The 26,599-nt window shown below is 73.2% G+C and carries 27 protein-coding genes; 19 read left to right on the top strand and 8 right to left on the bottom strand.

Annotation, left to right across the window (positions count from 1 at the left end; genetic code table 11):
* Positions 1-47 precede the first annotated feature (47 nt).
* Genes cobM through cobC form a run of 6 tightly spaced genes read left to right on the top strand, consistent with a single transcriptional unit; the run spans position 48 to position 6,359 of the window.
* Entirely contained in the window at positions 48-893 is an 846-nt protein-coding gene (cobM, locus tag ACIGO6_RS32815; RefSeq protein ID WP_399882699.1) for a precorrin-4 C(11)-methyltransferase, read from the top strand.
* Positions 890-2,122: a precorrin-6y C5,15-methyltransferase (decarboxylating) subunit CbiE gene (cbiE, locus tag ACIGO6_RS32820; protein ID WP_399882701.1), complete on the top strand. Its 1,233-nt coding sequence runs from the start codon at positions 890-892 to the stop codon at positions 2,120-2,122. Before cobM ends, cbiE begins: the two co-directional genes overlap by 4 nt.
* The gene (gene cobJ / locus ACIGO6_RS32825; RefSeq protein ID WP_399882703.1) at positions 2,119-3,801 is read left to right on the top strand and encodes a precorrin-3B C(17)-methyltransferase; all 1,683 of its coding nucleotides are present in this window, start codon (positions 2,119-2,121) and stop codon (positions 3,799-3,801) included. Before cbiE ends, cobJ begins: the two co-directional genes overlap by 4 nt.
* A complete protein-coding gene (locus ACIGO6_RS32830; RefSeq protein WP_399882705.1) occupies positions 3,798-4,394 on the top strand; it encodes a precorrin-8X methylmutase in 597 nt (198 codons plus the stop codon). The genes cobJ and ACIGO6_RS32830 overlap by 4 nt, the downstream gene beginning before the upstream one ends.
* Entirely contained in the window at positions 4,391-5,308 is a 918-nt protein-coding gene (locus ACIGO6_RS32835) for a sirohydrochlorin chelatase (RefSeq protein WP_399882706.1), read from the top strand. Before ACIGO6_RS32830 ends, ACIGO6_RS32835 begins: the two co-directional genes overlap by 4 nt.
* Positions 5,298-6,359 carry an Rv2231c family pyridoxal phosphate-dependent protein CobC gene (gene cobC, locus ACIGO6_RS32840; RefSeq protein ID WP_399882853.1) on the top strand — a complete coding sequence of 354 codons (1,062 nt, stop codon included), beginning with the start codon at positions 5,298-5,300 and terminating at the stop codon, positions 6,357-6,359. The genes ACIGO6_RS32835 and cobC overlap by 11 nt, the downstream gene beginning before the upstream one ends.
* Before the next feature lie 31 nt (positions 6,360-6,390).
* On the opposite strand, the gene ACIGO6_RS32845 is transcribed toward cobC, so the two are convergent.
* The 3 genes from ACIGO6_RS32845 to ACIGO6_RS32855 all read right to left on the bottom strand — a co-directional run bounded on the left by ACIGO6_RS32845 (position 6,391) and on the right by ACIGO6_RS32855 (position 9,176).
* Positions 6,391-7,347 carry an SCO1860 family LAETG-anchored protein gene (locus ACIGO6_RS32845; protein WP_399882708.1) on the bottom strand — a complete coding sequence of 319 codons (957 nt, stop codon included), beginning with the start codon at positions 7,345-7,347 and terminating at the stop codon, positions 6,391-6,393.
* A gap of 186 nt (positions 7,348-7,533) precedes the next feature.
* A complete protein-coding gene (locus ACIGO6_RS32850; protein ID WP_399882710.1) occupies positions 7,534-8,631 on the bottom strand; it encodes an amidohydrolase family protein in 1,098 nt (365 codons plus the stop codon).
* A 44-nt stretch (positions 8,632-8,675) separates the two neighbouring features.
* Complete coding sequence (locus ACIGO6_RS32855; RefSeq protein ID WP_399882712.1) at positions 8,676-9,176, bottom strand: hypothetical protein; 501 nt, start codon at positions 9,174-9,176, stop codon at positions 8,676-8,678.
* A 169-nt stretch (positions 9,177-9,345) separates the two neighbouring features.
* On the opposite strand from ACIGO6_RS32855, the gene ACIGO6_RS32860 reads away from it, so the two are divergent.
* From ACIGO6_RS32860 to thpD, 5 genes are all read left to right on the top strand, one after another.
* Positions 9,346-10,476, top strand: coding sequence for a pyridoxal-phosphate-dependent aminotransferase family protein (locus ACIGO6_RS32860; RefSeq protein WP_399882714.1), 1,131 nt, complete (start codon positions 9,346-9,348; stop codon positions 10,474-10,476).
* 328 nt (positions 10,477-10,804) lie between these two features.
* Positions 10,805-11,320 (top strand): diaminobutyrate acetyltransferase, encoded by a 516-nt coding sequence (ectA, locus tag ACIGO6_RS32865; protein ID WP_399882716.1) that lies wholly within the window; start codon positions 10,805-10,807, stop codon positions 11,318-11,320.
* A gap of 131 nt (positions 11,321-11,451) precedes the next feature.
* Positions 11,452-12,723 (top strand): diaminobutyrate--2-oxoglutarate transaminase, encoded by a 1,272-nt coding sequence (ectB, locus tag ACIGO6_RS32870; RefSeq protein WP_399882718.1) that lies wholly within the window; start codon positions 11,452-11,454, stop codon positions 12,721-12,723.
* An 89-nt stretch (positions 12,724-12,812) separates the two neighbouring features.
* Entirely contained in the window at positions 12,813-13,211 is a 399-nt protein-coding gene (locus tag ACIGO6_RS32875; protein ID WP_217144727.1) for an ectoine synthase, read from the top strand.
* A gap of 6 nt (positions 13,212-13,217) precedes the next feature.
* Positions 13,218-14,114 (top strand): ectoine hydroxylase, encoded by an 897-nt coding sequence (gene thpD / locus ACIGO6_RS32880; RefSeq protein ID WP_399882721.1) that lies wholly within the window; start codon positions 13,218-13,220, stop codon positions 14,112-14,114.
* An 82-nt stretch (positions 14,115-14,196) separates the two neighbouring features.
* Here thpD and ACIGO6_RS32885 read toward each other — a convergent pair whose 3' ends face one another.
* From ACIGO6_RS32885 to ACIGO6_RS32905, 5 genes are all read right to left on the bottom strand, one after another.
* Positions 14,197-15,291 (bottom strand): aminotransferase class V-fold PLP-dependent enzyme, encoded by a 1,095-nt coding sequence (locus ACIGO6_RS32885; RefSeq protein WP_399882723.1) that lies wholly within the window; start codon positions 15,289-15,291, stop codon positions 14,197-14,199.
* A 59-nt stretch (positions 15,292-15,350) separates the two neighbouring features.
* Positions 15,351-16,070, bottom strand: coding sequence for a DsbA family oxidoreductase (locus ACIGO6_RS32890; RefSeq protein ID WP_399882725.1), 720 nt, complete (start codon positions 16,068-16,070; stop codon positions 15,351-15,353).
* Positions 16,071-16,145: 75 nt separating this feature from the next.
* Positions 16,146-16,649, bottom strand: coding sequence for a GNAT family N-acetyltransferase (locus tag ACIGO6_RS32895; RefSeq protein WP_399882727.1), 504 nt, complete (start codon positions 16,647-16,649; stop codon positions 16,146-16,148).
* Positions 16,650-16,686: 37 nt separating this feature from the next.
* Entirely contained in the window at positions 16,687-17,295 is a 609-nt protein-coding gene (locus ACIGO6_RS32900) for a DUF1349 domain-containing protein (protein ID WP_399882729.1), read from the bottom strand.
* Positions 17,296-17,424: 129 nt separating this feature from the next.
* Positions 17,425-18,954 (bottom strand): aldehyde dehydrogenase (NADP(+)), encoded by a 1,530-nt coding sequence (locus tag ACIGO6_RS32905; protein WP_399882731.1) that lies wholly within the window; start codon positions 18,952-18,954, stop codon positions 17,425-17,427.
* Positions 18,955-19,064: 110 nt separating this feature from the next.
* Here ACIGO6_RS32905 and ACIGO6_RS32910 point away from each other — a divergent pair, with 110 nt between their 5' ends.
* The 8 genes from ACIGO6_RS32910 to ACIGO6_RS32945 all read left to right on the top strand — a co-directional run bounded on the left by ACIGO6_RS32910 (position 19,065) and on the right by ACIGO6_RS32945 (position 26,512).
* On the top strand, positions 19,065-19,838 hold the full coding sequence (locus ACIGO6_RS32910) for an IclR family transcriptional regulator (RefSeq protein WP_217144721.1): 774 nt from the start codon (positions 19,065-19,067) through the stop codon (positions 19,836-19,838).
* 39 nt (positions 19,839-19,877) lie between these two features.
* Positions 19,878-20,348: a GNAT family N-acetyltransferase gene (locus tag ACIGO6_RS32915; protein ID WP_399882733.1), complete on the top strand. Its 471-nt coding sequence runs from the start codon at positions 19,878-19,880 to the stop codon at positions 20,346-20,348.
* An 80-nt stretch (positions 20,349-20,428) separates the two neighbouring features.
* Positions 20,429-21,442, top strand: coding sequence for a hypothetical protein (locus ACIGO6_RS32920; RefSeq protein ID WP_399882735.1), 1,014 nt, complete (start codon positions 20,429-20,431; stop codon positions 21,440-21,442).
* Complete coding sequence (locus tag ACIGO6_RS32925) at positions 21,439-22,710, top strand: sensor histidine kinase (RefSeq protein ID WP_399882737.1); 1,272 nt, start codon at positions 21,439-21,441, stop codon at positions 22,708-22,710. Before ACIGO6_RS32920 ends, ACIGO6_RS32925 begins: the two co-directional genes overlap by 4 nt.
* A 19-nt stretch (positions 22,711-22,729) precedes the next feature.
* Positions 22,730-23,392, top strand: a complete 663-nt coding sequence (locus tag ACIGO6_RS32930) for a response regulator (protein WP_399882739.1) — start codon at positions 22,730-22,732, stop codon at positions 23,390-23,392.
* A gap of 78 nt (positions 23,393-23,470) precedes the next feature.
* Positions 23,471-24,925 (top strand): peptidoglycan D,D-transpeptidase FtsI family protein, encoded by a 1,455-nt coding sequence (locus ACIGO6_RS32935; RefSeq protein ID WP_399882741.1) that lies wholly within the window; start codon positions 23,471-23,473, stop codon positions 24,923-24,925.
* A gap of 151 nt (positions 24,926-25,076) precedes the next feature.
* Positions 25,077-25,643 (top strand): SigE family RNA polymerase sigma factor, encoded by a 567-nt coding sequence (locus tag ACIGO6_RS32940; protein ID WP_399882743.1) that lies wholly within the window; start codon positions 25,077-25,079, stop codon positions 25,641-25,643.
* The gene (locus tag ACIGO6_RS32945; RefSeq protein WP_399882745.1) at positions 25,640-26,512 is read left to right on the top strand and encodes a hypothetical protein; all 873 of its coding nucleotides are present in this window, start codon (positions 25,640-25,642) and stop codon (positions 26,510-26,512) included. Before ACIGO6_RS32940 ends, ACIGO6_RS32945 begins: the two co-directional genes overlap by 4 nt.
* Positions 26,513-26,599 lie beyond the last annotated feature (87 nt).

Genomic DNA, 26,599 nt, shown 5'->3' on the forward strand with positions numbered 1-26,599 from the left:
CGACAGCAGCAACCGCAGTAAATATGCGTAGGAGAGGACCGATTCCCATGGCTTCCGTGGCTCACGAGGCTTCCGTGGCCGATGCCCGCACCGGCAAGGTGACCTTCGTCGGTGCCGGTCCCGGCGCCGCCGATCTGCTGACGTTCCGGGCCGCGCGCGCCATCGCCGAGGCCGACGTCGTGATCTGGGCGGCGAGCCTGGTGCAGGCGGAGGTCCTGCAGCATGCGCGGGACGGCGCCGAGGTGCTGGACTCGGCGACGATGTCGTTGGAGGACGTCGTCGCCGTCTACCGGCGGGCCCGCGAGGAGGGGCTGCGCGTGGCGCGCATCCACTCCGGCGACCCGGCGTTGTGGGGCGGCACGCAGGAGCAGCTGGACCGGTGCGCGGAGCTCGGCATCGCGACCGAGGTGGTGCCCGGTGTCTCCGCGTTCTCCGCGGTCGCCGCGCTCGCGCAGCGGGAGCTGACGATTCCGGAGGTGGCGCAGTCGGTCGTCCTGACCCGGCTCGGCGGCGGCAAGACGCCGATGCCGCCCGGGGAGGAGGTCCGCGAGTTCGCCAAGCACGGCACGACCATGGCGGTCTTCCTGTCGGCGGCCCGCAGCGGACAGCTGGTGCGGGAGCTGCTGGAAGGCGGGTATCCGACGGACACCCCGGTCGTCGTCGCGTACCAGGCCACCTGGCCGGAGGAGCTGGTCGTGCGGTGCACGATCGGCACGCTGGAGGAGACGGTCAAGGAGCACAAGCTCTGGAAGCACACGCTGTTCCTGGTGGGCCCGGCCCTCGACGCGCACGGCACCCGCTCGCACCTGTACCACCCGGGGCACTTCCACGGTTATCGCAGGGCCGACCCCGAGGCGCGTCGGCAGCTGCGTTCGCGAGGTGCGAGCACGTGATCACCGTGGTCGGGATGGGCGCCGGCACGGCGCCCGACGGGGACGTGGCCGCCGGTGCCGAGCTGGTCGTCGGCGGGCGGCGGCACCTGGACACCGTACGGCTGCCGGACGGGGCCGAGCGGGTCGTGCTCGGGGCGTTGGCGCCGGCCCTCGACACGGTCGCGGAGTACGTCGCGAAGGAGCGGCCGGTGGTCGTGCTGGCCTCCGGCGACCCGGGGTTCTTCGGGATCGTGCGGGCGCTGGCGGAGCGGTTCGGGGCGGAGCGGCTGGACGTGCGGCCCGGGGTGTCCTCCGTCGCCGCCGCGTTCGCGCGGGTCGGGCTGCCGTGGGACGACGCCGTGGTGGCCAGCGCGCACGGGCGGGAGCTGCGGACGGCGGTGAACCTGTGCCGGGCCCGTCCCAAGGTGGCCGTGCTGACCGGGCCGGGGGCCGGTCCGGCGGAGCTGGGGGCCGCGTTGCGGGGGGACGCGCGGACGCTGGTCGTCGCCTCGGCGCTCGGTTCCGACGCGGAGCGCGTGGAGCGGGTGACGCCCGCCGAGGCCGCCGCCCGGGACTGGGGGGCGGCGGTGAGCGTGGTGCTGTGCCTGGACGAGGCGCGGGCGCTGGGTCCCGTGCGGGCGGTCGCGGGGCCGCTCGTCGAGCCCGCCGGATGGGCCCTTGACGAGACGGAGTTCGCCCACCGCGATTCGATGATCACCAAGTTCGAGGTGCGGGCGCTGGCGCTGGCGCGGCTGGGGCCCCGCCCGGGGGACCTGGTGTGGGACGTCGGCGCGGGCTCCGGGTCCGTGGGCGTGGAGTGCGCGCGGCTGGGTGCCGCCGTCACGGCGGTGGAGAAGACCGTCGACGGTGTGGAGCGGATCCGCGCCAACGCCGCCGCGCACGGGGTCGACGTCCGGGTGGTGCACGGGGCGGCGCCCACGGTGCTGTCCGACCTCGACGATCCCGACGCCGTGTTCGTCGGCGGCGGGGGGCGCGAACTGCCCGCGGTCGTCGCGGCCTGCGCCCGGCGTGCCCGGCGGTCCGTGGTCGTCGCCATGGCCGCGCTCGACCGGGTCCCGGCGGCCCGCGCGGCGCTGCTCGACGCCGGGCTGGAGTGCGACGGGGTGCTGCTGCAGTCGTCCCGGCTCGCGCCGCTGCCGGGTGACGTGACCCGGCTCGCGGCGACCAATCCCGTTTTCCTGCTGTGGGGCGTCCGGCCCCCGGCACGTAGTGAAGGAGCTGCTCAGTGATCGGCCTGATTTCCGCCACGGCGGCGGGCGCGGCTGCGCGCGACCGGCTGGCCGCGGCCTGGCCGGAGCGTACGCGGGTGTACGACGGTCCCGTCGGGGACGCCGTGCGGCGGGCGTTCGCCGAGTGCGAGCAGCTCGTGTGCTTCCTGGCCACGGGGGCCGTGGTCCGGCTCGTGGCGCCGCTGCTGGACGACAAGCGGACCGACCCGGGGGTGGTGTGCGTCGACGAGGGCGGGCGGTTCGCCGTGTCGCTGGTCGGCGGGCACGGCGGTGGCGCCAACGACCTCGCCCGTGCGGTGGGCGAGGTGCTGGGCGCGGAGCCGGTGGTGACGACGGCGACGGACGCCGTGGGCCTGGCCGGTCTGGACACCCTCGGGCTGCCCGTGGAGGGCGACGTCGCCGGGGTGTCGCGGGCGCTGCTCGACGGCGAACCGGTGGCACTGCGGGCGGAGGTGCCCTGGCCGCTGCCGCCGCTGCCGGTCGCCGGGACCGGGGCGTACGCGGTCCGGGTGACCGACCGTCTGGTCGAGCCGACCGAGCGCGAGGTCGTGCTGCGTCCGCCGTCCCTGGTGATCGGAGTCGGGGCGTCGAAGGGCGCGCCGGTCGACGAGGTGCTCGCGCTGGTGGAGGAGGCCCTGCGGGACGCCGGGCTGTCCGCCGCGTCGGTCGCCGAGCTGGCCACCGTGGACGCCAAGGCGGAGGAGCCCGGCATCGTGGGGGCGGCCGAGCGGCTGGGCGTGCCCCTGGTGACGTACGCCGCGGACGAGCTGGCGGGCGTCGAGGTGCCCAACCCGTCCGACGCGCCGCTCGCCGCCGTGGGCACACCGTCGGTCGCGGAGGCGGCGGCGCTGGTGCGGGGCGGCGAACTCCTCGTGCCCAAGCGCAAGTCGGCGGCGACTCCCGCGATGGCGACCTGTGCCGTCGTACGGCGGCCCGGGCGCGGGCGGCTCGCGGTGGTCGGGCTCGGGCCGGGCGCCCGGGACCTGGTCACGCCGCGCGCGACGGCGGAGCTGCGGCGGGCCTCGGTGCTGGTCGGCCTGGACCAGTACGTCGACCAGATCCGCGATCTGCTGCGGCCGGGCACGCGCGTCCTGGAGTCGGGGCTCGGCGCCGAGGAGGAGCGGGCCCGGACCGCGGTCGAGGAGGCCCGGCGCGGACAGGCCGTCGTGCTGATCGGCAGCGGAGACGCGGGCGTGTACGCGATGGCCTCGCCCGCGCTGGCCGAGGCGTCCGACGACATCGACGTGGTCGGGGTGCCGGGCGTGACGGCGGCGCTGGCGGCCGGGGCGATCCTGGGGGCGCCGCTCGGCCACGACCACGTGTCGATCAGCCTCTCCGACCTGCACACGCCGTGGGAGGTCATCGAGCGGCGGGTGCGGGCGGCGGCCGAGGCGGACATCGTCGTGACCTTCTACAACCCGCGCAGCCGGGGAAGGGACTGGCAGCTGCCCAAGGCGCTGGCGATCCTCGCGGAGCACCGGGAGCCGGTGACGCCGGTGGGTGTGGTGCGCAACGCGTCGCGGGCCGACGAGTCGAGCCGGCTGACCACGCTGGCGGCGCTGGACCCTGCGAGCGTCGACATGATGACGGTCGTGACGGTGGGCAACACGGCCACCCGCGAGATCGCGGGGCGCATGGTCACCCCGCGCGGCTACCGCTGGCAGGAGGCGTCCCGGTGAACCGCGTGGTCCACCCCATCGAGGAGGAGTCCTACCGGCGGCTGCGCGCCCGTCTGGACACCTCGCACTTCCCGCCCCTGACCCGGTCGGTGGTGGAGCGGGTCATCCACTCCGCCGCCGACCTGGAGTACGCGACCGACCTCGTCATGGACGAGGGCGAGCTGGAGAAGGCACACGCGGCGCTGCACGCCGGGGCGCCCGTCGTCGTGGACGTGGAGATGGTCGGCGCGGGCATCACCCGGCGCGAGACCGTCTGCCGGCTGAAGGACGCCGTCGCCGGTCCGGGGCTGACCCGCTCGGCGCACGGCATCCGGCTGGCGTACGAACAGGTCGGGCCCGGCGCCCTCTGGGTGATCGGCAACGCTCCGACCGCCCTGGAGGAGCTGCTCACCCTGGACGCCGACCCGGCGCTCGTCATCGGGCTGCCCGTCGGTTTCGTCGGGGCGGCCGAATCCAAGGCCGCGCTGCGGGAGAGCGGGCTGCCCGCCGTGAGCAACGTGTCCGAGAAGGGCGGGTCGGCGGTCGCCGCCGCCGCGCTCAACGCCCTGCTGTACCACCCCGCTTCGGCGGACGAACCCGAGGAGAACCTGTGACCACCCCGCCCGCCCTGCTCATCGCCGGACACGGCACCCGGGACGAGGCCGGAGCCGAGGCCTTCCGCGACTTCGTGCGCGAGCTGGGCCGCCGCCACCCCGAACTGCCCGTCGCGGGCGGCTTCATCGAGCTGTCCCCGCCGCCGCTGGGCGAGGCCGTCGCCGAGCTGGTGGAGCGGGGCGTACGCCGGTTCGCCGCGGTGCCGCTGATGCTGGTCTCGGCCGGGCACGCCAAGGGCGACATCCCGGCGGCGCTGTCCCGTGAGAAGGAACGGCACCCGGGGATCTCGTACACCTACGGGCGTCCGCTGGGCCCGCACCCGGCGCTGCTGCGGGTGCTGGAGCGCCGGCTGGCGGAGGCGGTCGACCCGTCGTGGGACCCCTCCGAGGTGACCGTGCTGCTGGTCGGGCGCGGTTCGACGGACCCGGACGCCAACGCCGAGGTGTTCAAGGCGGCGCGGCTGCTGTGGGAGGGGCGCGGGTACGCGGCCGTGGAGACGGCGTTCGTGTCGCTGGCGCGGCCGGACGTGCCGGGCGGCCTGGACCGGTGCGCGCGGCTGGGCGCGCGGCGGATCGTGGTCCTGCCGTACTTCCTGTTCACCGGCATCCTCCCGGACCGGGTCCGGGAGCAGACCGAGGAGTGGGCCGCCGCGCACCCGCAGACCGGGGTGCGGTCGGCGGACGTCATCGGTCCCGAGCCGGAGTTGCTGGACCTGGTGTGGGAGCGGTACGAGGAGGCCGTCAAGGGCGATCTGCGGATGAACTGCGACTCGTGCGTGTACCGGATCGCGCTGCCGGGCTTCGAGGACAAGGTGGGGCTGCCGCAGCAGCCGCACTTCCACCCCGACGACGACGGCCATCACCACCACGGGCACCATCACGGGCATGGACACGCACATTCCCATGCGCACTGAGGCCGGGCACGATCTGCGGCACCACGGGGACGCCGAGGTCCGCGACGACGGCTCGGCGCTGGTGGACCTCGCGGTGAACGTCCGCGCGGACACGCCCCCGGCGTGGCTGCGCGAGCACGTCGCCGCCTCGCTGGGCTCCCTCGCGGCCTACCCGGACGGGCGGGCCGCGCGGGCGGCGGTGGCGGCGCGGCACGGACTGCCGGTGGAGCGGGTGCTGCTGACGGCGGGCGCGGCGGAGGCGTTCGTGCTGCTGGCGCGGGCGCTGAAGGTGCGGCACCCCGTCGTGGTGCACCCCCAGTTCACCGAGCCGGAGGCGGCGCTGCGGGACGCGGGGCACACGGTCGACCGGGTGGTCCTGCGGGAGTCGGACGGCTTCCGGCTCGACCCCGCGGCGGTGCCCGAGGACGCCGACCTGGTGGTGATCGGCAACCCGACGAACCCGACGTCGGTGCTGCACCCGGCGGGCGCGGTCGCCGGCCTCGCCCGTCCCGGCCGGACCCTGGTGGTGGACGAGGCGTTCATGGACGCGGTGCCGGGCGAGCGGGAGGCGCTGGCCGGGCGGACGGACGTGCCCGGGCTGGTCGTGCTGCGCAGCCTCACCAAGACGTGGGGGCTGGCGGGACTGCGCATCGGGTACGTCCTCGCGGCGCCGGAGACGGTCGCCGATCTGGAGCGCGCCCAGCCGCTGTGGCCGGTGTCCACGCCCGCGCTGGCGGCGGCCGAGGCGTGCGTGGCGCCTCTGGCGCTGGCGGAGGCGGCCCACGCGGCCCACCGCATCGCCGCGGACCGGGACCGTCTCGTCGCCGGGCTGGCCGGGTTCGCCGACGCCGGACTGCGGGTCGTCGAGCCCGCCGAGGCGCCCTTCGTCCTGGTCCGGCTCCCGCAGGCAACGGCCGTACGCCACCGGCTGCGCGACCTCGGGTACGCGGTGCGGCGCGGGGACACGTTCCCGGGCCTGGACGGCCGGTGGCTGCGCCTGGCGGTGCGGGACCGGGCCACGACGGACGGCTTCCTGCGGGCGCTGGGGCGGGCGGTGGCGGGGCCCGCCTGAGGTGCGCGGGCCGCCGCCCTCGTCGTCGTGGTCAGCCGCGCCTGCGGCGGGCCAGGAGCAGTGCTCCGCCGCCCGCCAGGACCAGGGCGGCGGCGCCGGCCGCGACATACGGGGTTGCCGAACTGCCGCCCGTCTCGGCCAGGTCGGCGGCGCCGCGGGCGCCCTGGGCCTTCACGTCGGCCGCCGGTTCTGCGGCCGGATGGGCGTCCTTCCCGGTGTTCTCCCCGGTCTTCTGTCCGGCGGGTGCTTGCTCGGCCTGAGCCGGGGCCGACGGGGACTCGCAGGTTGCCTGTGCCAGCGTGAGGGTGCCGTCGACCTCGGCGACGTTCAGGTCCAGGGGGTTGACGGACACCTTGAGTTCGAGCGCGGTGGCGGCGGCCGTGCGGGAGGTGGTGTGCGTCTTCGAGAGGTCGAGCCGGACCTCTCCGACGCCGGGCACCTTCACCTCGGTCGTCCCGCCGGTCGTGAGCGTGACCTTCTTGCCGAGCACCGTCACCGGGCCCAGCAGGTTCGCCTCGGCGACCGGCTTCTTCCCGGCCTCGCAGGTCGCCCTGGAGGTGACCTCCTCGAGCTCCACGACCGAGAGCAGGGGGAGGCCGGGAACGTGCACCATGGCGTGGGCCAGCCTGGTGTGGCCCTCGGACTTCTCCGCGGTCGCCGTCGCCTTCGCGTCGGCCACCTCGGCGCGCAGGACGCTGAAGGGTTTGCCGCCGTCGACGCCGTCCAGCCGGGCGGTCAGCGCGGTCTTCCGGGCACTCTCGGGCGCCTGCACCTCGTTGAGGGTGACCGTGAGCGGGACGTTCACGGTCCTGTTGAGCAGGGACACGTCGAGCCCAGTGCGCAGCACGGCGGCGCTCGCGCGGCCGTGGTCGTCGGTCGCGTGGGCGGTGCCCGCGCCGGCCAGGGCGGCGGGGCCCGCGGCCAGGGCCGTGGCCGCCGCGACGGTGACGAGGCGGCGTGCGGGCATGCGGAAGGTGTTGCCGTTCAAGGTGGTGGGACCCCCAGTGAGACATGCGTGCGGGACACGCATGAGCGACATGCTCGGGACCCGGAAAGAATGGCCCCGCGCACGCCGAACGGTCAGCGATCCAAGGGCACTTCACCCCTTCGTGGGGTTTCCGTCAGCCTTTTCGAATTCGCCGGTACGGGTGTTCCCCGGGCTCACCCGCGTCGGTCATCCGACGACCCGCCCGTTCAGCACCACCCGGCGCGGAGCGCCGAGCACGCGCACGTCCGCGCGCGGGTCCTGGTCGTAGACCACCAGGTCCGCCGGCGCGCCCTCGTCGAGGCCGGGACGCCCGAGCCACCGCCGGGCGGCCCAGGTCGTGGCGGCCAGCGCGTCCAGGGGCGGAATGCCGGCGGTGACCAGTTCGCCGACCTCCGCCGCCGCCAGCCCGTGGGCGAGCGAGCCGCCCGCGTCGGTGCCGACGAAGACCGGGATCCCGGCGTCGTAGGCGCTGCGCACGGTGTCGTAGCGGCGTTCGTGGAGCCGGCGCATATGGGCCGACCAGCGCGGGAACCGGGACTCGCCGCCGTCGGCGAGCGTGGGGAAGGTGGCGATGTTGACGAGGGTGGGCACGATGGCGACGCCCCGCTCGGCGAAGAGCGGGATCGTGTCGTCGGTGAGGCCCGTGGCGTGCTCGATGCAGTCGATGCCGGCCTCGACCAGGTCGCGCAGCGAGTCCTCGGCGAAGCAGTGCGCGGTGACGCGGGCGCCCAGACGGTGCGCCTCGGCGATCGCCGCCTCGACGGCGCCGCGCGGCCAGCAGGCGGACAGGTCGCCGAGGTCGCGGTCGATCCAGTCTCCGACCAGCTTCACCCAGCCGTCGCCGCGCCGGGCCTCCTGGGCGACGTACGCGACGAGGTCGTCGGGCTCGACCTCCCAGGCGTAGTTGCGGATGTAGCGGCGGGTGCGGGCGATGTGGCGCCCGGCCCGGATGATCTTCGGGAGGTCGTCGCGGTCGTCGATCCAGCGGGTGTCGGAGGGCGAGCCCGCGTCGCGGATGAGCAGGGTGCCCGCGTCCCGGTCGGTCAGCGCCTGCTTCTCGGCGACGTCCTCGGGGACGGCTCCGTGCTGGTCGAGGCCGACGTGGCAGTGCGCGTCGACCAGGCCGGGCAGCGCCCAGCCCTCGACGGTGCGGATGTCGGCGGCGCCGGCGGGACGGTCGTACGAGATCCGGCCGTCGATCACCCACAGCTCGTCGCGGACGTCGTCCTCGTCCGGTCCGACGAGCACCCGACCCTTGACGTGCAGCACCGCGCGATTGCTCATGCCCCGCACCTTAGACCGGGGCCCGGGCCTGTTCGAAGGCCCGGTCACCGGCCGCCGTTCCGGGCCGCCGCGCGGGCACGCAGTTCCGTCGCGTACCCGGCCCCGACGGCGCTCGCGACGGCGGTGAGGGCGAGGACGGCGACGCCGGGGTTGACGTAGCCGGGGATGTCGGCGGAGTCGTAGGCCTCGCCGTCGACGGTCTCGCAGCTGAAGCGCAGGGGCAGGTAGGAGACGGAGTAGTCGATGACCCGCCCGGACAGCTCCGGGGACACGCCGGTCCGGCACGGCCGCATCGGCGAGGAGCCGGTACCACCGTCCTCCGCCTCCATGACCGCGAAACCCACGCACACCAGGCCCCAGGCGTACAGCAGGGCGGCGGCCCCGCCGGCGACTGCGGCGACGACGCGGAAGGGCGCGCCCGGCCTGCGGGGCGCGGGGACGCCCGGAGCCCCCGCCTCCGGGGCAGGGCAGCGGGGGTAGGTGGAGCGCCGGCCGAGGAGGACGGCCATCACCACGGCGACGAGGGCGAGCAGCAGGAGGATCACGGGGCCGAGTCCATCACCCCGGAGATCACCACGGCTGTGGCGGAAGCCACGATTCCGGGCGTGGGGGTGTCGCAACGGAAGCCCTCCGGCGCGAGCGGCGGCGGGGGCGGTGGTTACTCTCGACTGCGTACGTGCCGTACACCTGACCGTTACTGAAGAGAGCACCGCCGTGACCCACCCCTTCCTGGACCTCGCCCCGCTGAGCGCCGGCCGTTTCGCCGCGATCGAGGACCGGGTCGCGCGCATGCTCGGCACCCGGCAGGACGTCGTGATCATGCAGGGCGAGGCGCTGCTGCCGCTGGAGGGCGCGATCCGCGCCGCGGCCGGGCCGGGCACGGTCGCGCTGAACGTGATCACCGGACCGTACGGGCAGACGTTCGGGGACTGGCTGCGGGACTGCGGAGCGACGGTGCACGACCTCGCCGTGCCGTTCCACGCGGCCGTGACGGCCGACGGGATCCGCGCGGCCCTCGCCGAGCACCCGGAGATCGACTTCGTGTCCCTGGTGCACGCGGAAGCAGCGACCGGGAACACCAACCCGGTCGCGGAGATCGGCGAGGTGGTCCGGGCGCACGGCGCGCTGTTCTACCTGGACGCCGTGGCCTCCGTGGGCGCCGAGCCGGTGCTGCCGGACGCGTGGGGCGTGGATCTGTGCGTCATCGGGGCGCAGAAGGCGATGGGCGGCCCGGCCGGGGTCTCGGCGGTGTCGGTGAGCGAGCGGGCGTGGGCGCGGATGGCGGCGAACCCGAGGGCGCCGCGCCGGTCGTACCTCTCCCTGCTGGACTGGAAGGAGCGCTGGGTCGACGGCGGGCGCAGGGCGCTGCTGCACGCGCCGGCGCAGCTGGAGATGCTGGCGCTCGAGGCGTGCCTCGAGCGGATCGAGGCGGCGGGCCCGGAGACCGTGATGGCCCGGCACGCGTCGGCCGCGGCGGCCACCCGGGCCGGTGCGCTCGCGCTGGGCGGTGGCCTGGAGCCGTACGTCCACGAGGCGAAGGACGCGGCACCGGTCGCGACGACGCTGCGGGTGCCGTCGGACGTCGACGCCTCGGAGCTGGTGGCGCTCGCCCTGGCGTCGGACCCGGCGCTGCCGCTGGTCGCGGGCGGCGGTGCGCTGGCCAAGGAGATGATCCGGGTCAACCACTACGGGCCGGACGCGACACGGGGGGCGGTGCTGAACTGTCTGGCGGCACTGGGTGCCGCGCTGGCCGAGAAGGGCCTGAAGGTCGATGGGGAGGCTGCCCGGCGGGCCGCCGACGAGGCCTGGGACCGGACGGCCGGAGACGACCTTTCGGGGGCGTGAATTCGGGGAATTCCCGAAGCTCACACAAACAGAATTAAGTAATTACCCTCAGCACAGCTTCCCGTATTCTTCTGCCCGCTCTTAACGGTCCTAAACACATAGATTTCGCTAAGGTCGAGCTGCGCATTTCGGGCACGTGCCACTCAGGTTACGTGATTGTGATCCGATCCACATGCTGTCCGCTTCGCGGCATATGCCGGGCACAAATCCCCCCATACCTCCGCCCCCTCGCGCGGAAGCACGCGCACGCGTGATAACACACAACGCGCCCATACGTAACCCCATACGGCGATGCAATTTCGAATTTCTCTGGGTAAATTCAATTTGCATGACTGCCGCGCAAGCAGACCTGCTAATCGATCGTCCGAGAGTGGCCGACGGAGCCGCCCTGTGGCGGATAGCCAGGGATTCGAAGGTCCTCGACCTGAACTCCTCGTACAGCTATCTGCTCTGGTGCCGGGACTTCGCCGCCACGTCGGCCGTCGCCCGTGACGGGCACGGTGTGCCGGTTGGCTTCGTCACCGGCTATGTGCGACCGGACCGGCCGGACACCCTGCTCGTGTGGCAGGTGGCGGTGGACGAGGCGTACCGTGGACGGAGGCTCGCGGCTTCGCTGCTCGACGGGCTGGCCGCCCGGACCGTCGCGGAGTCCGGGACGACGACCGTGGAGACCACCATCTCCCCCGACAACACCGCGTCCCAGCGCCTGTTCACCTCGTTCGCCGCGCGCCACAACGCCCGGCTCGAGCGCGAAGTCCTGTTCGACACGGACCTGTTCCCCGAAGGGTCGCACGAGCCCGAGGTCCTGTACCGCATCGGTCCCCTGTCCGTTCCCGGCCGCTGACGCGCCGTCACGGACGGTCCGGTCACCCCCGACCGTCCGGCCCCCGCAGACTTCCCGACCGGAACCGCACCGGTTCCGGCGGATCCGTACGACTTCCCTCTCCCACCTCACCCCACGAGGAGCGATTCGTCGTGACCATCACCCAGCCCGACCTCAGTGTCTTCGAGACCGTCGAGTCCGAGGTGCGCAGCTACTGCCGCGGCTGGCCCACCGTCTTCGACCGTGCGGTCGGCAGCCGCATGTACGACGAGGACGGCCACGAGTACCTCGACTTCTTCGCCGGAGCGGGCTCGCTCAACTACGGGCACAACAACGCCGTCCTGAAACGGGCGCTGATCGACTACCTGGAGCGGGACGGCGTCACGCACGGGCTCGACATGTCGACCACCGCCAAGCGCCGCTTCCTGGAGACGTTCCAGAACATCGTGCTGCGCCCGCGCGACCTGCCGTACAAGGTCATGTTCCCGGGCCCGACGGGCACCAACGCCGTGGAGTCCGCGCTCAAGCTGGCGCGGAAGGTGAAGGGGCGCGAGTCGATCGTGTCGTTCACCAACGCCTTCCACGGCATGTCGCTCGGCTCGCTCGCCGTGACCGGCAACGCCTTCAAGCGGGCCGGCGCCGGCATCCCGCTGGTGCACGGCACGCCGATGCCGTTCGACAACTACTTCGACGGCACCGTCGAGGACTTCATCTGGTTCGAGCGGCTGCTCGAGGACCAGGGTTCGGGCCTCAACAAGCCGGCCGCCGTGATCGTCGAGACGGTGCAGGGCGAGGGCGGCATCAACGTCGCCCGGCCCGAGTGGCTGCGCGCCCTGGCCGACCTGTGCGAGCGCCAGGACATGCTGCTCATCGTCGACGACATCCAGATGGGCTGCGGCCGTACCGGCGCCTTCTTCTCCTTCGAGGAGGCGGGCATCACCCCCGACATCGTCACCGTCTCCAAGTCGATCAGCGGCTACGGCCTGCCCATGTCGCTCTGCCTGTTCAAGCCGGAACTGGACGTGTGGGAGCCGGGCGAGCACAACGGCACCTTCCGCGGCAACAACCCCGCCTTCGTCACGGCGACCGCCACGCTGGAGGCGTACTGGGCCGACGGGTCGGCGATGGAGAAGCAGACCCGCGCCCGCGGTGAGCAGGTCGAGCAGCACATGATCGCCATCACCGAGGAGAACCTCGCCGACGTCAAGGAGTACCGCGGCCGCGGACTGGTCTGGGGCCTGGAGTTCCACGACAAGGAGCGCGCGGGCAAGGTCGCGAAGCGCGCCTTCGAACTCGGGCTGCTCATCGAGACGTCCGGCCCCGAGAGCGAGGTCGTCAAGCTGCTCCCGGCGCTCACCGTCACGCCCGACGAGCTGGACGAGGGACTGAAGACCCTCGCCCGGGCCGTCCGCGAGACCGCCTGACCCACCCGCACTTCCGGGGCCTTCGGCCCGCGTGACCGTGGGCCCCGGGGACCCTTGCACATCCTTCACCTAGGAGGCATCGCAACACCGTGATCGTCCGTTCGTTCAAGGAGATCGAAGGCACCGACCGGCACGTGAAATCGGCGTCCGGCACGTGGGAGAGCAAGCGCATCGTCCTCGCCAAGGAGAAGGTCGGCTTCTCCGTGCACGAGACGATCCTGTACGCCGGTACGGAGACGTCCATGTGGTACGCCAACCACATCGAGGCCGTCGTCTGCACCAAGGGCGACGCCGAGTTGACCGACCGTGAGACGGGGAAGACGTACCACATCACCCCCGGCACGATGTACCTCCTCGACGGCCACGAGCGGCACACGCTCAAGGTCAAGGAGGACTTCCACTGCATCTGTGTCTTCAACCCGCCCGTGACCGGACGGGAGGACCACGACGAGAACGGCGTCTACCCGCTGCTCACCGAGGAGGTGTGAGTCACCGTGACCACGACCACGAACGTCACTGATCTCTATCCCACCCGCGGCGCCACCGAGGTGGCCACCCCCCGGCAGGACCCGGTCGTCTGGGGCTCCCCGGACACGCCCGGCCCCGTCTCCCAGGGTGACCTGCAGGCCCTCGACCGCGACGGCTTCCTCGCCATCGACCAGCTCATCGGGCCGGACGAGGTCGAGATCTACGCGCGTGAGCTGGAGCGCCTCACCACCGACCCGGCCATCCGCGCGGACGAGCGCTCGATCGTGGAGCCGCAGTCCAAGGAGATCCGGTCGGTCTTCGAGGTGCACAAGATCAGCGAGGTGTTCGCGAAGCTGGTCCGTGACGAGCGGGTGGTCGGGCGCGCCCGGCAGATCCTCGGCTCGGACGTCTACGTCCACCAGTCGCGGATCAACGTCAAGCCGGGCTTCGGCGCCAGCGGCTTCTACTGGCACTCGGACTTCGAGACCTGGCACGCCGAGGACGGCCTGCCGAACATGCGCACCATCTCGGTCTCGATCGCACTCACCGAGAACTACGACACCAACGGCGGTCTCATGATCATGCCGGGGTCGCACAAGACGTTCCTCGGGTGCGCGGGGGCCACGCCGAAGGACAACTACAAGAAGTCCCTGCAGATGCAGGACGCGGGGACGCCGTCCGACGAGGCGCTGACGAAGATGGCCTCCGAGTACGGCATCAAGCTGTTCACCGGCAAGGCCGGCTCGGCGACCTGGTTCGACTGCAACTGCATGCACGGTTCCGGCGACAACATCACGCCGTTCCCGCGCAGCAACGTGTTCATCGTGTTCAACAGCGTGGAGAACACGGCGGTCGAGCCGTTCGCGGCACCGATCCGGCGGCCGGAGTTCATTGGCGCGCGGGACTTCACGCCGGTGAGGTGACCCGCATCTGAGACTCGGGCAGGGGCCTTTTCGTGTGGGACGGGAGGCCCCTGCCCGATATTTTTCTCCTGGACCTGCCGTGTCAGCCCGCCAGCACGTCCAGCAGGCGGTCGACGTCCGCCGCCGTGTTGTACACGTGGAAGGCGGCCCGCAGATTGCCCGCCCGGTCGGACACCTGGACACCGGCCCGGCTCAGCTCGTCCTGCCGGTGGCCGAGTCCGGGCACGGAGACGATCGCGGACCCCGGTGCGGGCACCGGCTCGTGGCCCAGGGAGTGCAGGCCCCGGCGGAACCGGTCGGCGAGGGCGGTGTCATGGGCGTGCACGGCCTCGACGCCGAGTTCCTCGATGAGGGCCAGCGAGTGCCGGCCGCCCGTGTAGGAGAAGAGGGCGGGACTCTCGTCGAACCGCCGTGCGGAGTGGGCGAGTTCCTGGACCGGACCGTAGCAGCTGTCCAAGGGACGCTCGCCCGACGCCCACCCGGCGAACAGCGGCGTCAGCCCGGCCGACGCTCCCAGGTCCTCCGGTACGACGAGGAAGCCGACGCCGCGCGGGCAGAGCACCCACTTGTAGGCGACCGCGACCACGTAGTCGAAGTCGTCCGCGGCGAGCGGCAGCCACCCGCTCGACTGCGAGACGTCGACCAGCGTCCGCGCGCCGTGCGCCCGGGCGGCGTCCCGCAGCGCCGCGAGGTCGGCGATCCGTCCGTCGGCGGACTGGACGGAGCTGACCGCGACGAGCGCGGTGTCCGGCCCCACCGACTCGGCGATCCGCTCCAGCGGCACGCTGCGCACCTTGAGGTCACCGCGCATGTGCAGCGGGTTCACCAGGGAGCTGAAGTCGGCCTCCGCGGTGAGGACTTCGGCGCCCGCAGGCAGTGAGGCGGCGACGAGCCCGCTGAACGTGGCGACCGACGCGCCGGTCGCGACCCGGGTGGCGGGCACGCCCAGGAGCCGGGCGAAGGCGGACCGGCACGCCTCGACGTCGGCGAACATGTCGAACGGCTGCCCGGCCGCCGCGGAGGCCGCCGCGTCGCGCATCGCGGCGAGGGTCCGGGCGGGGAGCAGACCGGTACTGGCGGTGTTCAGGTACGTGTTCTTCGGGGCGAACTCGGCACGGACGAGGTTCTCGAAGCTCTCCATGGCACCACTGTGCGGCCCCGGGACCTCCCCGTCCATTGCGTATTTCTACGCGATACCCCCAAGGAACGCTTATGCACGGGCGGCAACCCGCCCTCTCACCTCTCCTGCCGGGGCACCGCGCAGCCGTCCGGGCCGCAGGCCTCCGCGCCGCCGTCCTCGATCAGCTTCAGCGGCGTGCGCTCGCCCCAGGCCTGGGTCAGCGCCTGGGCGAAGACCTCGGCGGGCTGGGCGCCGGAGACGCCGTAGGCCCGGTCGAGCACGAAGAACGGCACGCCGGTCGCCCCGAGCTGCGCGGCCTCGCGCTCGTCGGCGCGCACCTCGTCGGCGTAGGCGGTGGGGTCGGCGAGCACCGTACGGACCTCGTCGGCGTCGAGCCCGGCGGCGACCGCCAGCTCCACCAGCCGCTCGTTGTCGTTGAAGACCGACCGCTCCTCGGCGAAGTTGGCGCGGTAGAGCGCGTCCAGCAGGGCCTCCTGCCGACCCCGCTCCTTGGCGAGGTGCAGCAGCCGGTGCATGTCGAAGGTGCTGCCGTGGTCGCGGTCCCGGGTGCGGTAGTCCAGGCCCTCGGCGGCGGCCTGCGCGCCGAGGTTGTCCTCACCGGCCTGCGCCTGCGCCTCGCTCATGCCGTACTTGGCGGTGAGCATGGTCAGCACGGGCTGGACGTCGTCCTTGGCGCGCCCGGGGTCCAGCTCGAAGGACCGGTGGACCACCTCGACCCCGTCCCGGTGCGGGAAGGCCGCCAGCGCCTTCTCGAAGCGGGCCTTGCCCACGTAGCACCACGGGCAGGCGATGTCGCTCCAGATCTCGACGCGCATGTCTCGGCTCTTCTCCAGGTCGTACGGCGGCGGAGGCCCTCTCCGCCCCGTACGTGAACCTTCAACCAGTCCGTCTCATTCCCCGGGCACGCGAAAGCGCAGGAAGAGGTGGTGGTCGCCCTCGGCGGGCGGGTTCCGCGGGTCGGGGATCCAGCCGAGGCGGGCGTAGAACGCCTGGGCCCGCCGGTTGCCGACGTGCACGTCCAGGACCGCCTCCCCGTGCCCGTCGGCCCGCCACTGCTCGACGCAGGCCGTGTGCAGGGCGGTGCCGATGCCGGACCGCCAGTGGTCGGGGTCGACGTGGAACTGGAAGAGCTTGACCGTGTCCGCCGGGCCGCCCTCCGGTACGCGGAAGGAGGCGAGCGCGACGATGCGCCCCTGCTCCACGGCGCACAGCACATGCCCGTCGGGGCGCTCGACTGCGGTGCGCCAGACGGCGGTCCAGTCGGTGCCGTCGTCGGGGATCCCGTCCGGGTAGTACGTCGAGCGCGCCCGGTGGTGCAGCGCGGCGACGGTCCCTGCCTCGGCGCGCAGGACGGTACGGATCACCCGGTTCCCGGTCACACGGTCGTTGATCATGCACCGGAGGACGCGGGAACCGGGCGGCCCGGTTTCCTCAGCTGCCGTCGCGCAGGTCGGCCGGCCGGCCTGCCCGGAACTCCAGCTGGTCGTACGTCACCGCGCACCCCTCCCCCGTCGGCGCCTGGGCCATGAAGCCGACGAGGGCGGCCCCGGTCTCCTTCTCGTCGCCCAGGGTGAAGAGCCGGACGAAGGTCCAGCGCTCACCGTCCAGGGAGGCGTGGAAGGCGAAGGCCCGCCCACTCCGGCTGACCCTGAGCCAGACGGAACTGCCGTCCACGGTGAAGGAGTTGACGTCGTCGGAGTGCCCCCGGGTGACGACCGTGCAGACGGTCGGCACGTCCGGGGAGTACTCCAGACACAACTTGGCCCAGGCCCGCTCGCCGACGTGGACGTAGAGCACCCCGGCGTCGAAGGCGGCGTTGAACCCGACGGTGACACGCGCGATCAGCTGGAAGTCCCCGTCGGGCGCCCCCAGCAGCCGAGGCGCGTCGGAGGCGGGCTCCAGCGATTCACCGGTGGGCGGCACGAAACGATCCTGCCGGGGCCCGGCCGCTCCGGTGAGCACGCCGTCCTCGTAGGACCAGTTGCCGTCGGGTCCGTAGGGACGGAGGGAAAAGGGCAGTTCGGGCAGTGCGACATCCATGTACTGATCATCTCCGGGTCGGTGCGGAAACTCAGGGGCGCGGGGCTGCATCCATGTGCGGCTCCGCCGCGCGGGCGCGGCCGGCCCCAACGGCGCAGCACCCCGCACACAACCGAACCTCCAACGGTGCTACCGCTCGAGCACCCCGTTGAACCGCCGAGGCAACCCCAGCGGATTCCCGTCCCGCAGCTCGGCCGGCAGCAACGCCTCGGGCGCCCCCTGATAGGCAACCGGCCGCAGCCACCGCTCGATGGCCGCCCCGCCCACCGACGTGGACGTCGACGTCGTGGCCGGATACGGCCCCCCGTGCTGCTGAGCCGCCGCCACCGCGACCCCCGTCGGCCAGCCGTTCACCAGCACCCGCCCCGCGAGCGGCGTCACCTCGGCGAGGAGCTCGGCGCCACGCCCCTCCCCCGCAGCCTCCTCGGCAGAGAGCTGCACGGTAGCCGTGAGGTTGCCCGGCAGCCGGGACAGCACGCCCCGCACCTCCCCCTCGTCCTCGTAGCGGGCCACCACGGTGACCGGACCGAAGCACTCCTCCAGGAGCAGGTCGTGCTCGCCCTCGACCGCCAGTCGCGCCGCCGGCACCGTGAGGAACCCGGGGCTGACGGTGTGCTCGCCGCCCGCGCCCGGCGTCACCGGGGAGTCCACGTCGGGCAGGGCGGCGCGCTCGGCGACCCCGGCGACGAAGTTGTCCCGCATGCGGTGGTCCAGCAGCACGCCGGCGTCGGTGTCGCTGACCGCGTCCGTGAGGGACTTGACCAGGCCGTCACCGGCGTCGCCCGACGGCACGAGCACCAGGCCGGGCTTCACGCAGAACTGGCCGACGCCCAGCGTCATCGAGCCGGCCAGCCCCGCGCCGATCGCCTCCGCCCGCTCGGTGGCCGCCGCCTCCGTGACCACGACCGGGTTCAGCGAGCCCAGCTCGCCGTGGAAGGGGATCGGGACCGGACGTGCCGCCGCCGCGTCGAACAGCGCGCGGCCACCGCGGACGGACCCCGTAAAGCCGGCCGCGGCGACCAGCGGGTGCTTGATCAGTTCGACGCCCGCCTCGAAGCCGTGGACCAGGCCGAGGACGCCCTCCGGAATGTCGTGCCGGGCCGCGGCGCGGCGCAGCACCTTGGCGACCAGCTCGCTCAGCGCCGGGTGGTCGGGGTGCGCCTTGACGACGACCGGGCAGCCGGCCGCGAGCGCGCTCGCGGTGTCGCCGCCGGGGACGGAGAAGGCGAAGGGGAAGTTGGAGGCCGAGTAGACGGCAACGACGCCGAGGGGCACCTTGTAGCGGCGCAGGTCCGGGATCGGCGGGGTCGCGGTGTCGTCGGGGTGGTTGATGACCACGCCGAGGAACTCGCCCTCGTCGACGATGTCGGCGAAGGCGCGCAGCTGGTAGCAGGTGCGGGCGAGTTCGCCGGTGAGCCGGACCGGGCCGAGCGCGGTCTCCGCGTCGGCCACCTCGACGAGGGTGCTCTCGGCCGCCTTCAGCTCGTCGGCGGCGGTGCGCAGGAAGGCCGCGCGGACGGTGCGGTCGGCGAGCGCGTCCCGGGCGGCGTGCGCGGCTCGGACGGCGGCGTCCACCTCCTGGGCCGTCGCTTCCACGGCGACCTGTTCGCGCTGCTTCCCGGTACGGGGGTCGACACTCCAGACTGGTGCTGCTGCCACCGCGGGTCCCTCCACGTGCTCTGCACAGAACTCGTTCGATATACTGAACGCTGTCTCTACTGATGAATACACTGGAGACTATTTCCCGCCGAACGAAGGGGTCAAGGGCGATGTCGGCTGGCGAGACGGGGGGCGGAGCGCAGGTCAAGTCCGCGGTGCGGACGGTTGAACTGCTCGAGTACTTCGCCGGACGCCCCGGTATGCACTCCCTCGCGTCGGTCCAGGAGGCCGTCGGCTATCCCAAGTCCAGTCTCTACATGCTGCTGCGCACGCTGGTCGAGCTGGGCTGGGTGGAGACGGACGCGACGGGCACGCGGTACGGCATCGGCGTACGGGCGCTGCTGGTCGGCACGTCGTACATCGACGGCGACGAGGTGGTCGCGGCGGCCCGCCCCACGCTGGACCGGCTCTCCGACGACACGACGGAGACCATCCACCTCGCCCGGCTGGACGGTACGAACGTCGTCTACCTGGCCACCCGCCAGTCGCAGCACTACCTGCGGCCCTTCACCCGGGTCGGCCGCCGGCTGCCCGCGCACTCGACGTCGCTGGGCAAGGCGCTGCTGAGCACGTACACCGACGAGCAGGTCCGCAAGATGCTGCCCGAGACGCTGCCCGCGCTGACCGAGCACACGATCACCGACCGGGAGAAGCTCATCGAGGAGCTGCACCAGGTGCGGGAGCAGGGCTTCGCCGTGGACCGCGAGGAGAACACGCTGGGGCTGCGCTGCTTCGGCGTGGCGGTCCCCTACCGCACCCCCGCGCGGGACGCGATCAGCTGCTCGGTGCCGGTGGCCCGGCTGACGCCGGCGCACGAGCAGATGGTGAAGGACGCCCTGTTCGACGCCCGGGACCGGCTGACGCTGGCCACGCGCAGGCTCTGAACGGCCGTGCACCCGGCGTGCACGCGTAGGCTCTGCGTCATGCACATCGCACTGCGCGAGGTTCACGACAGCGATCTGCCCGTCTTCTTCCGGCAGATGAACGACCCGGAGGCCCTGCGCATGGCGGCCTTCACCCCCAAGGATCCCGCCGACCGGGACGCCTTCGAGGCCCACTGGAGGAAGATCCGGGCGTCGTCCGACGTCGTACGGACCATCCTCGGCGACGGTGACGTCATCGGCAGCGCGGCGGTGTACGGGGAGCCGGGCGAGCGCGAGGTGACGTACTGGGTGGACCGGGCGTACTGGGGGCAGGGGGTGGCCACGGCGGCGCTGCGTGCCCTGCTCACCGAGGTGGAGGACCGCCCGCTGTACGCGCGCGCGGCGGCGGACAACGCGGGGTCGCGGCGTGTGCTGGAGAAGTGCGGCTTCGTGACCAGCGCCCACGCCCGGGGGTTCGCCGCGGCCCGGGGCGAGGAGATCGACGAGGTCGTGCTGCACCTCGCGGGCTGACCCGTCCTCCGCCGCGCGGCGGAGGCGGATCGTCGGTGCGCACGAGGTGCCCGGGGGTGCCCGCGCGGGAGCGTGGAGTCATGGCTCGGACCCTCGCACCCACCCCCGCCCCGGCAGTCACGGTCACCGGCACCGGCCGGATCCGCAGGCTGCTGCGGGCCGTCGCCGTCGTCGCCTGCCTGCCGTATCTCGGGCTCAAGGCCGCCTGGATCGCCGGGAGCCGGGTCGGCATCCCGGAGGGCAGCACGCTGCTGGACCACCGGGTGGCCATGATCGTCGCCAACGGGGTCTCCGTCCTGCTGGACAGCTGTGTGATCGTGCTCGCGCTGGTGCTGACCCGGCCCTGGGGCCGGCGGGTACCCGCGTGGCTGCTGGTGTTCCCGGTGTGGACCGCGACCGGGCTGCTCGCGCCGATCATGGCCGGGTTCCCGCTGCAGCTCCTCGCGCGGGCGTTCACCGGCGGCGTCACCACGGCCTCCGACTCCCGGCGGGACGCCTTCCTGCACGAGTGGGTGTTCGGCGTCGTGTACACGGGGTTCATCGTGCAGGGGCTCGCCCTCGGTGCCCTGTTCGTGCTCTACGCCCGGGACCGCTGGGGGCAGCTGTGGCGTGGACGGACGGGGGACCTGCCGGCCGGTCTCACCGGGCGCGTCCCGAGGACCATCGCCGCCGTGGGCGCCGCCCTCGCGCTCCTCCCGCTCGCCGTACGGCTGTTCTGGGCGGGCGGCGGCACGGCAGGGCTCAGCGGGGGCCGGACAGCGGAACGCACCAGTGACTTCTACGTCCTGGAGGCCCTGTACGCCGTCTTCCTCGTCGCGGCCGTCACCGGGACCCTGCTGCTCGCCTTCCGCCGGGCGCGCGTCCTGCCGGTCTCCGTGCCGCTCGCCCCGGCCTTCGTCTGCTCCGGTGCCGTGGCCTGCTGGGGCGGCTGGATGCTGCTGGGCTCGCTCGTCGGGACGGACGATCCCGCCGACCGCCCGACGCAGTGGATGCTCCTCACCTACGCTGCCCAGATGACCGTCGGACTCCTTCTCGCCGCCGTCTGCGCCCACTTCCTCGCCCGGCGGTCGGCCACCCTCGGCACGCGGCCGTGACCGTACTCGCCCGGTTCCTGTTCGGCCGGCGGGCGCGTCTGCGGTGGATCCATCTGATCCTCGGCGGCGCACTCGCCATGCCGTACGTCCTGGTCGGCTCGGTCGTCGTCGGCCCGGTCGCCGGCGACGCGAACGTCTTCGGCTCCCTGCCCCTGCAACTGGCGTCGTTCGCCGTCGGGTTGCCGCTCGCCGCCGTCACCTCGCTGTTCCCGCTGACCCGCCCCCTGGAGTCCGGCGTCGTGCGCTGGCTGTGCGGCGTCGGTTCCGAACTCCTCGCCTACGGGCCGGCCCGGACCAAGGGCGAGAAGGGGCGCACGGCGGCCTGGTACACGCTGCACCTGGGCACCGGCGGGATCGTCGCGGGGATGTCGCTGGCGGTGCCGCCGTTCGCGGCCACGCTGATCGCGCTGCCCTTCGTACCGGCGCTGCGCGACGACCGGATGGGGCTGCCCGGCGTCCTCCACCACCCCTGGGCGCTCGCGCTCGCGCCGCTCGCGGGCGCCGCGATGCTGGTGGCACTCGCCGGATGCGCCGCCGGGTGCGGCGCCCTGCTGGCCCGTTGGGCGCCCGCGCTGCTCGGTCCGTCCCCCGAGGACCGGGTCGCGGCGGCCGAGGCACGCGCCGCCGACCTCGCCGTCCGCAACCGGCTCGCGCGCGAGCTGCACGACTCCGTCGGCCACGCCCTGAGCGCGGTCACCCTCCAGGCGAGCGCGGCCCGCCGGCTCCTGGACACCGACCCGGAGTTCGTCCGCGAGGCGCTCGCCGCGATCGAGGACACCACCCGGCGCACGGTCGGCGAACTCGACGCCGTCCTGGGCGTACTGCGGGACGGCGACGCGCCCGGCACCGCGCCGGCGCCCACGCTCGCCGCCGACCTCGACGGCCTGCTGCGCCGCACCCGCGCGGGCGGACTGCGGGTGACGGCCACCGTCCTGGCCGACCCCGGGGCGCTGCCGCCGCTGGTCTCCCGCGAGGCGTACCGCATCGTGCAGGAGGGGCTCAGCAACGTGCTCCGGCACGTGGGCGGGCGGACCACGGTGGCGCTGCGCATCGAGGTGCTCGACGGTCACCTGCGGATCACCGTCGAGAACCCGCTCGGCGAGGCGAGCGTAACCGGCACCGCCCGCCGTCCCGGCGGCGGCCACGGCCTGCGCGGCATGGCCGACCGCGCCCGCCTGCTGGGCGGTGCGGCGGAGGCGGGCCGCGACGGGGGAACGTGGCGGCTGCGGGTACGACTGCCGCTGCAAGGAACCGGAGAAGCGACATGACCCACCCCGAGGAGAGCGTGTGACCCGCCCGCCGATCAGGATCGTCCTCGCCGACGACGAGCGCATGGTCCGCACCGCCCTGCGCGCCATCCTCTCCGCCGAACCGGACCTCGAGGTCGCCGGCGAGGCGGCCACCGGCGCCGAGGCCGTCTCCGTCGTCCGGGAGGTGCGGCCGGACGTGGTCCTGATGGACGTCCGCATGCCCGAGGTCGACGGCATCCGCGCCACCGAGCAGATCCTCGCCACGCTCGACGCACCGCCCCGCATCGTCGTCGTGACCACCTTCGAGAACGACTCCTACGTCTACGACGCGCTGCGCGCCGGGGCCGCCGGCTTCCTGCTCAAGCGCGCCGACGCCGACACCCTCGTCCAGTCCGTCCGGCTGGTCGCGCACAGTGACACGCTGCTGTTCCCCGCGGCGGTGCGGACGCTGGCCGCCGAGCACGCGCGGGCGAACCCCGCCCCGCCGCCCTGGGTGGCGCGGCTCACCGAACGCGAGGGCGAGGTGCTGCGCCTGATGGCGACCGGGCTGACCAACGCGGAGATCGCAGGGCGCATGCGGGTGGGGGCGGCGACGGTGAAGACGCATGTGGCGTCGGTGCTCGCGAAGACCGGCTGCCGGGACCGCACCCAGGCGGTCGTCCGCGCCTACGAGGCGGGCTTCGCCAAGCCGGCTCCATGACGCCGATTTCATGAACGTACGATGAGAAAACGGGGCGGACGGAACGATTCGCTCCCGCCCGTTCGTCCTGCCATCGGGATGAACAAGACGATCAGGCGCGCATCGGTCTTCACGCTGCTCCTGGTGTTCGCTCTGCTGGTCAGGGCGACCTGGGTGCAGTTCTACGAGGGCCGGGCGCTCGCGGACAGCAAGGACAACCGGCGCAACGCGATCGAGACGTACGCGGAGCCGCTCGGGAACATCATCGTGGCCGGACGGTCGGTCACCGGCTCGGCGTCGACGGAAGGCGGCGACCTCGCGTACAAGCGCACGTACGAGAACGGCGAGCTGTACGCGGCGGTGACGGGCTACGCCTCGCAGGCGTACGCGCCGACACAGCTGGAGGGCATCTACCAGGACGTGCTCAACGGGACCGACACCCGTCTGAAGACGGTGATGGACACGATCACCGGCACACGGGCCGAGCCGGGCAACGTGGTCACGACGATCGACCCGGACGTGCAGAAGGCCGGGTTCGAGGCGCTGGGCGACACGAAGGGCGCCGCCGTCGCGATCGACCCGAAGACGGGCAGAATCCTCGGCGTGGTCTCCACCCCGTCGTACGACCCGAGCTCGCTGACCGACGCCAACACCGCCGGTGAGGCCTGGAAGAAGCTCACCGAGGACCCGGAGAAGCCGCTGACCAACCGGGCGCTGCGCCAGCCGCTGCCGCCGGGCTCGACGTTCAAGCTGGTCGTGGCGGCCGCCGCGCTGGAGGACGGGCTGTACGCGTCGGTGGACGAGAAGACCGACAGCCCGGACCCGTACACGCTGCCGGGCACCGTGACGGACCTGACGAACGAGAACCCCGACGCGCCCTGCGAGAACGCCACGATCCGCACCGGCCTGCAGTACTCGTGCAACAACGTCTTCGCGAAGATGGCCGTCGACCTCGGCCAGGACAAGGTGCGGGCGATGGCCGAGAAGTTCGGCTTCAACGACGAGACCCAGGACGTGCCGGTGCGGGCCTACACCAGCGTGTACCCGAAGGACATGAACAAGTCGTCGACGGCCCTGACGGGCATCGGCCAGTTCGACGTGACGGCGACCCCGCTGCAGATGGCGATGGTCTCGGCGGCGATCGCCAACGGCGGCGAGCTGGTCTCGCCGCACATGGTGTCGCAGATCACCGACAGCGGCGGCGACGTGCTGGAGGACCACACCGACCCGGACACGAAGCGGATCGTCTCCTCCGCCACCGCCGAGCAGTTGCAGTCGGCCATGCAGACCGTCGTCGACGACGGCACGGGGTCCAACGCGCAGATCTCCGGCGCGACCGTGGGCGGCAAGACGGGCACGGCCCAGCACGGCGAGAACAACAGCAAGACCCCGTACGCCTGGTTCACCTCGTACGCCAAGTCCGACTCGTCGGACGAGGAGGTCGCCGTGGCGGTCATCATCGAGCAGTCCGACGCGGCCCGCTCCGAGGTCAGCGGCAACGGGCTGGCGGCCCCGGTGGCCAAGGCGATGATGGAGGCGGTGCTCAAGGACTAGTCCAACGGGCGGGACACCTCGGCGGGTTCGGTCTGTCACACGGCGTTCGACGCACCGTACGGGCGGTGCGTCGGACGCTGCTACAGTTCCGGATCCGGCCCGGCGCACGGCTGTTCGACGTCGGGGAAGCCGCTGCGAGGAGAGTCCGCCCGTGGGCACAGTCGTCGACGACGCCGCCTCCGTGGAGTTCCACGCCTTCTTCGAGCGCCACTACGCCGAACTCGCCCGGCTCGCCCAGCTGCTGACGGGCGAGCCGGACGCCGCCGACGACCTCGCGGCGGACGCCCTGCTGGCCCTGTGGCACCGCTGGGACCGGGTGCGCGCGGCCGACCATCCGGCGGCGTACGCCCGCGGTGTCGTCGCCAACCTCGCCCGCACCCGCATCCGCACCGCCGTGCGCGAGCGCAGACGGGTCGCCCTGTTCTGGTCGCAGCGCGAGGAGAAGACCGAGAACCCGGACGTCGCGGGCGTGGTGGACGTGCAGGAGGCGCTGCGCCGGCTGCCGTTCCGCAAGCGGGCGTGCGTGGTGCTGCGGCACGCGTTCGACCTGTCCGAGAAGGACACGGCGCTCGCCCTGGGCGTCTCGGTGGGTACGGTGAAGAGCCAGACGTCGAAGGGAATGGCCGAACTGCAGCGGCTGCTCGGCACCCAGGGGGCTCCGAAACAGGTGCACGCGGCGATCGCACGCAGCGGTGAGACCGCGGGAGGGAACCGATGACCGGGCAGCGGGACGTGGACGAGGAGCTGCGCGCCCGGCTGCACGAGGCGGCCGGGGCGCACGAGCCCGACCGGGCGCGGATCCTGGCCCGGGTGGAGCGCGGCATGGCCGGCCAGGACCGCCCCGGGCTCCACCGTGCGACGCGTCCGCCGCTGCTGGGCTGGGCACGGGTGGCCGGCGCCACGGCCGCGGTGGCGGGCGTGCTGGCGATCGGCGGCTTCGCGGTCGCGTCCGCGGTGAAGGACGACACTCCCCCGCAGCGCTCGGTCGCGACCTCGCCGACCCCCACGCCGTCGCCGGAGGGCACCGCCAGCCGGCCGCCGGCCCCGCCGGCCGACCCGACGCCGAGCTCCTCCACGCCCGGGTCCGAGGCCCCGGAGTCCCCCGCGTCCTCCCGGCCGCCGGCCGCGGCCTCGACGGCGCCCGGGACCGCCCGGCCGCCCGCCTCGGGCGTCGAGGACGGCCCGCTGTGGTCGGACGGCTCGGTGGACCCGCACAGCAACGACTTCTGGGCGCAGAGCAACGTGACCCTGAAGACGGGTGAGCCCCTGAGCGCGCTCACCGTCGAGCTGAAGGTGGCGCAGACCGGTTCGGTCACCTCGACCGGCGCCTGGCGGTCGCTGCCGGAGGACGACTTCACCTTCTCGGCCGACGAGCGCGACGGCTTCCTCGTCTACCGGTGGACGCTGAAGCAGGGGCGTACGGTCCCGGCGGGCGAGTGGCTGTTCGCGGGCCAGTACAACCACGAGCGCGGCGGCCGGGACGCGGGCGACGACCGTTACACCGCGACCGCCACCACCACCGCCACCGACTCGTCCGACCAGCTCTCGGTGGAGGGCGACTTCGCGGCCCGCGACGGCGGTTCGTGACGGGCCGTGAAAAAAATCTGAGGACCCGGCAACCCTTTCCTCACCCGTGGCGACCAGGAAGCGCAAAGATCCACTCCCCACGCAAGG

Source organism: Streptomyces sp. NPDC053750, from assembly GCF_044544295.1.
In the GTDB taxonomy this organism is placed as follows: domain Bacteria; phylum Actinomycetota; class Actinomycetes; order Streptomycetales; family Streptomycetaceae; genus Streptomyces.

Bases quoted from the DNA above. Each gene is read 5' to 3' on its own strand.
- cobM (WP_399882699.1), top strand. From the start codon at position 48: ATGGCTTCCGTGGCTCACGAGGCTTCCGTGGCCGATGCCCGCACCGGC.
- cobC (WP_399882853.1), top strand. From the start codon at position 5,298: ATGCGCACTGAGGCCGGGCACGATCTGCGGCACCACGGGGACGCCGAG.
- ACIGO6_RS32850 (WP_399882710.1), bottom strand. From the start codon at position 8,631: ATGAGCAATCGCGCGGTGCTGCACGTCAAGGGTCGGGTGCTCGTCGGA.
- ectA (WP_399882716.1), top strand. From the start codon at position 10,805: ATGACTGCCGCGCAAGCAGACCTGCTAATCGATCGTCCGAGAGTGGCC.
- ACIGO6_RS32885 (WP_399882723.1), bottom strand. From the start codon at position 15,291: ATGGACGGGGAGGTCCCGGGGCCGCACAGTGGTGCCATGGAGAGCTTC.
- ACIGO6_RS32890 (WP_399882725.1), bottom strand. From the start codon at position 16,070: ATGCGCGTCGAGATCTGGAGCGACATCGCCTGCCCGTGGTGCTACGTG.
- ACIGO6_RS32895 (WP_399882727.1), bottom strand. From the start codon at position 16,649: ATGATCAACGACCGTGTGACCGGGAACCGGGTGATCCGTACCGTCCTG.
- ACIGO6_RS32900 (WP_399882729.1), bottom strand. From the start codon at position 17,295: ATGGATGTCGCACTGCCCGAACTGCCCTTTTCCCTCCGTCCCTACGGA.
- ACIGO6_RS32910 (WP_217144721.1), top strand. From the start codon at position 19,065: ATGTCGGCTGGCGAGACGGGGGGCGGAGCGCAGGTCAAGTCCGCGGTG.
- ACIGO6_RS32915 (WP_399882733.1), top strand. From the start codon at position 19,878: ATGCACATCGCACTGCGCGAGGTTCACGACAGCGATCTGCCCGTCTTC.
- ACIGO6_RS32920 (WP_399882735.1), top strand. From the start codon at position 20,429: ATGGCTCGGACCCTCGCACCCACCCCCGCCCCGGCAGTCACGGTCACC.
- ACIGO6_RS32935 (WP_399882741.1), top strand. From the start codon at position 23,471: ATGAACAAGACGATCAGGCGCGCATCGGTCTTCACGCTGCTCCTGGTG.
- ACIGO6_RS32945 (WP_399882745.1), top strand. From the start codon at position 25,640: ATGACCGGGCAGCGGGACGTGGACGAGGAGCTGCGCGCCCGGCTGCAC.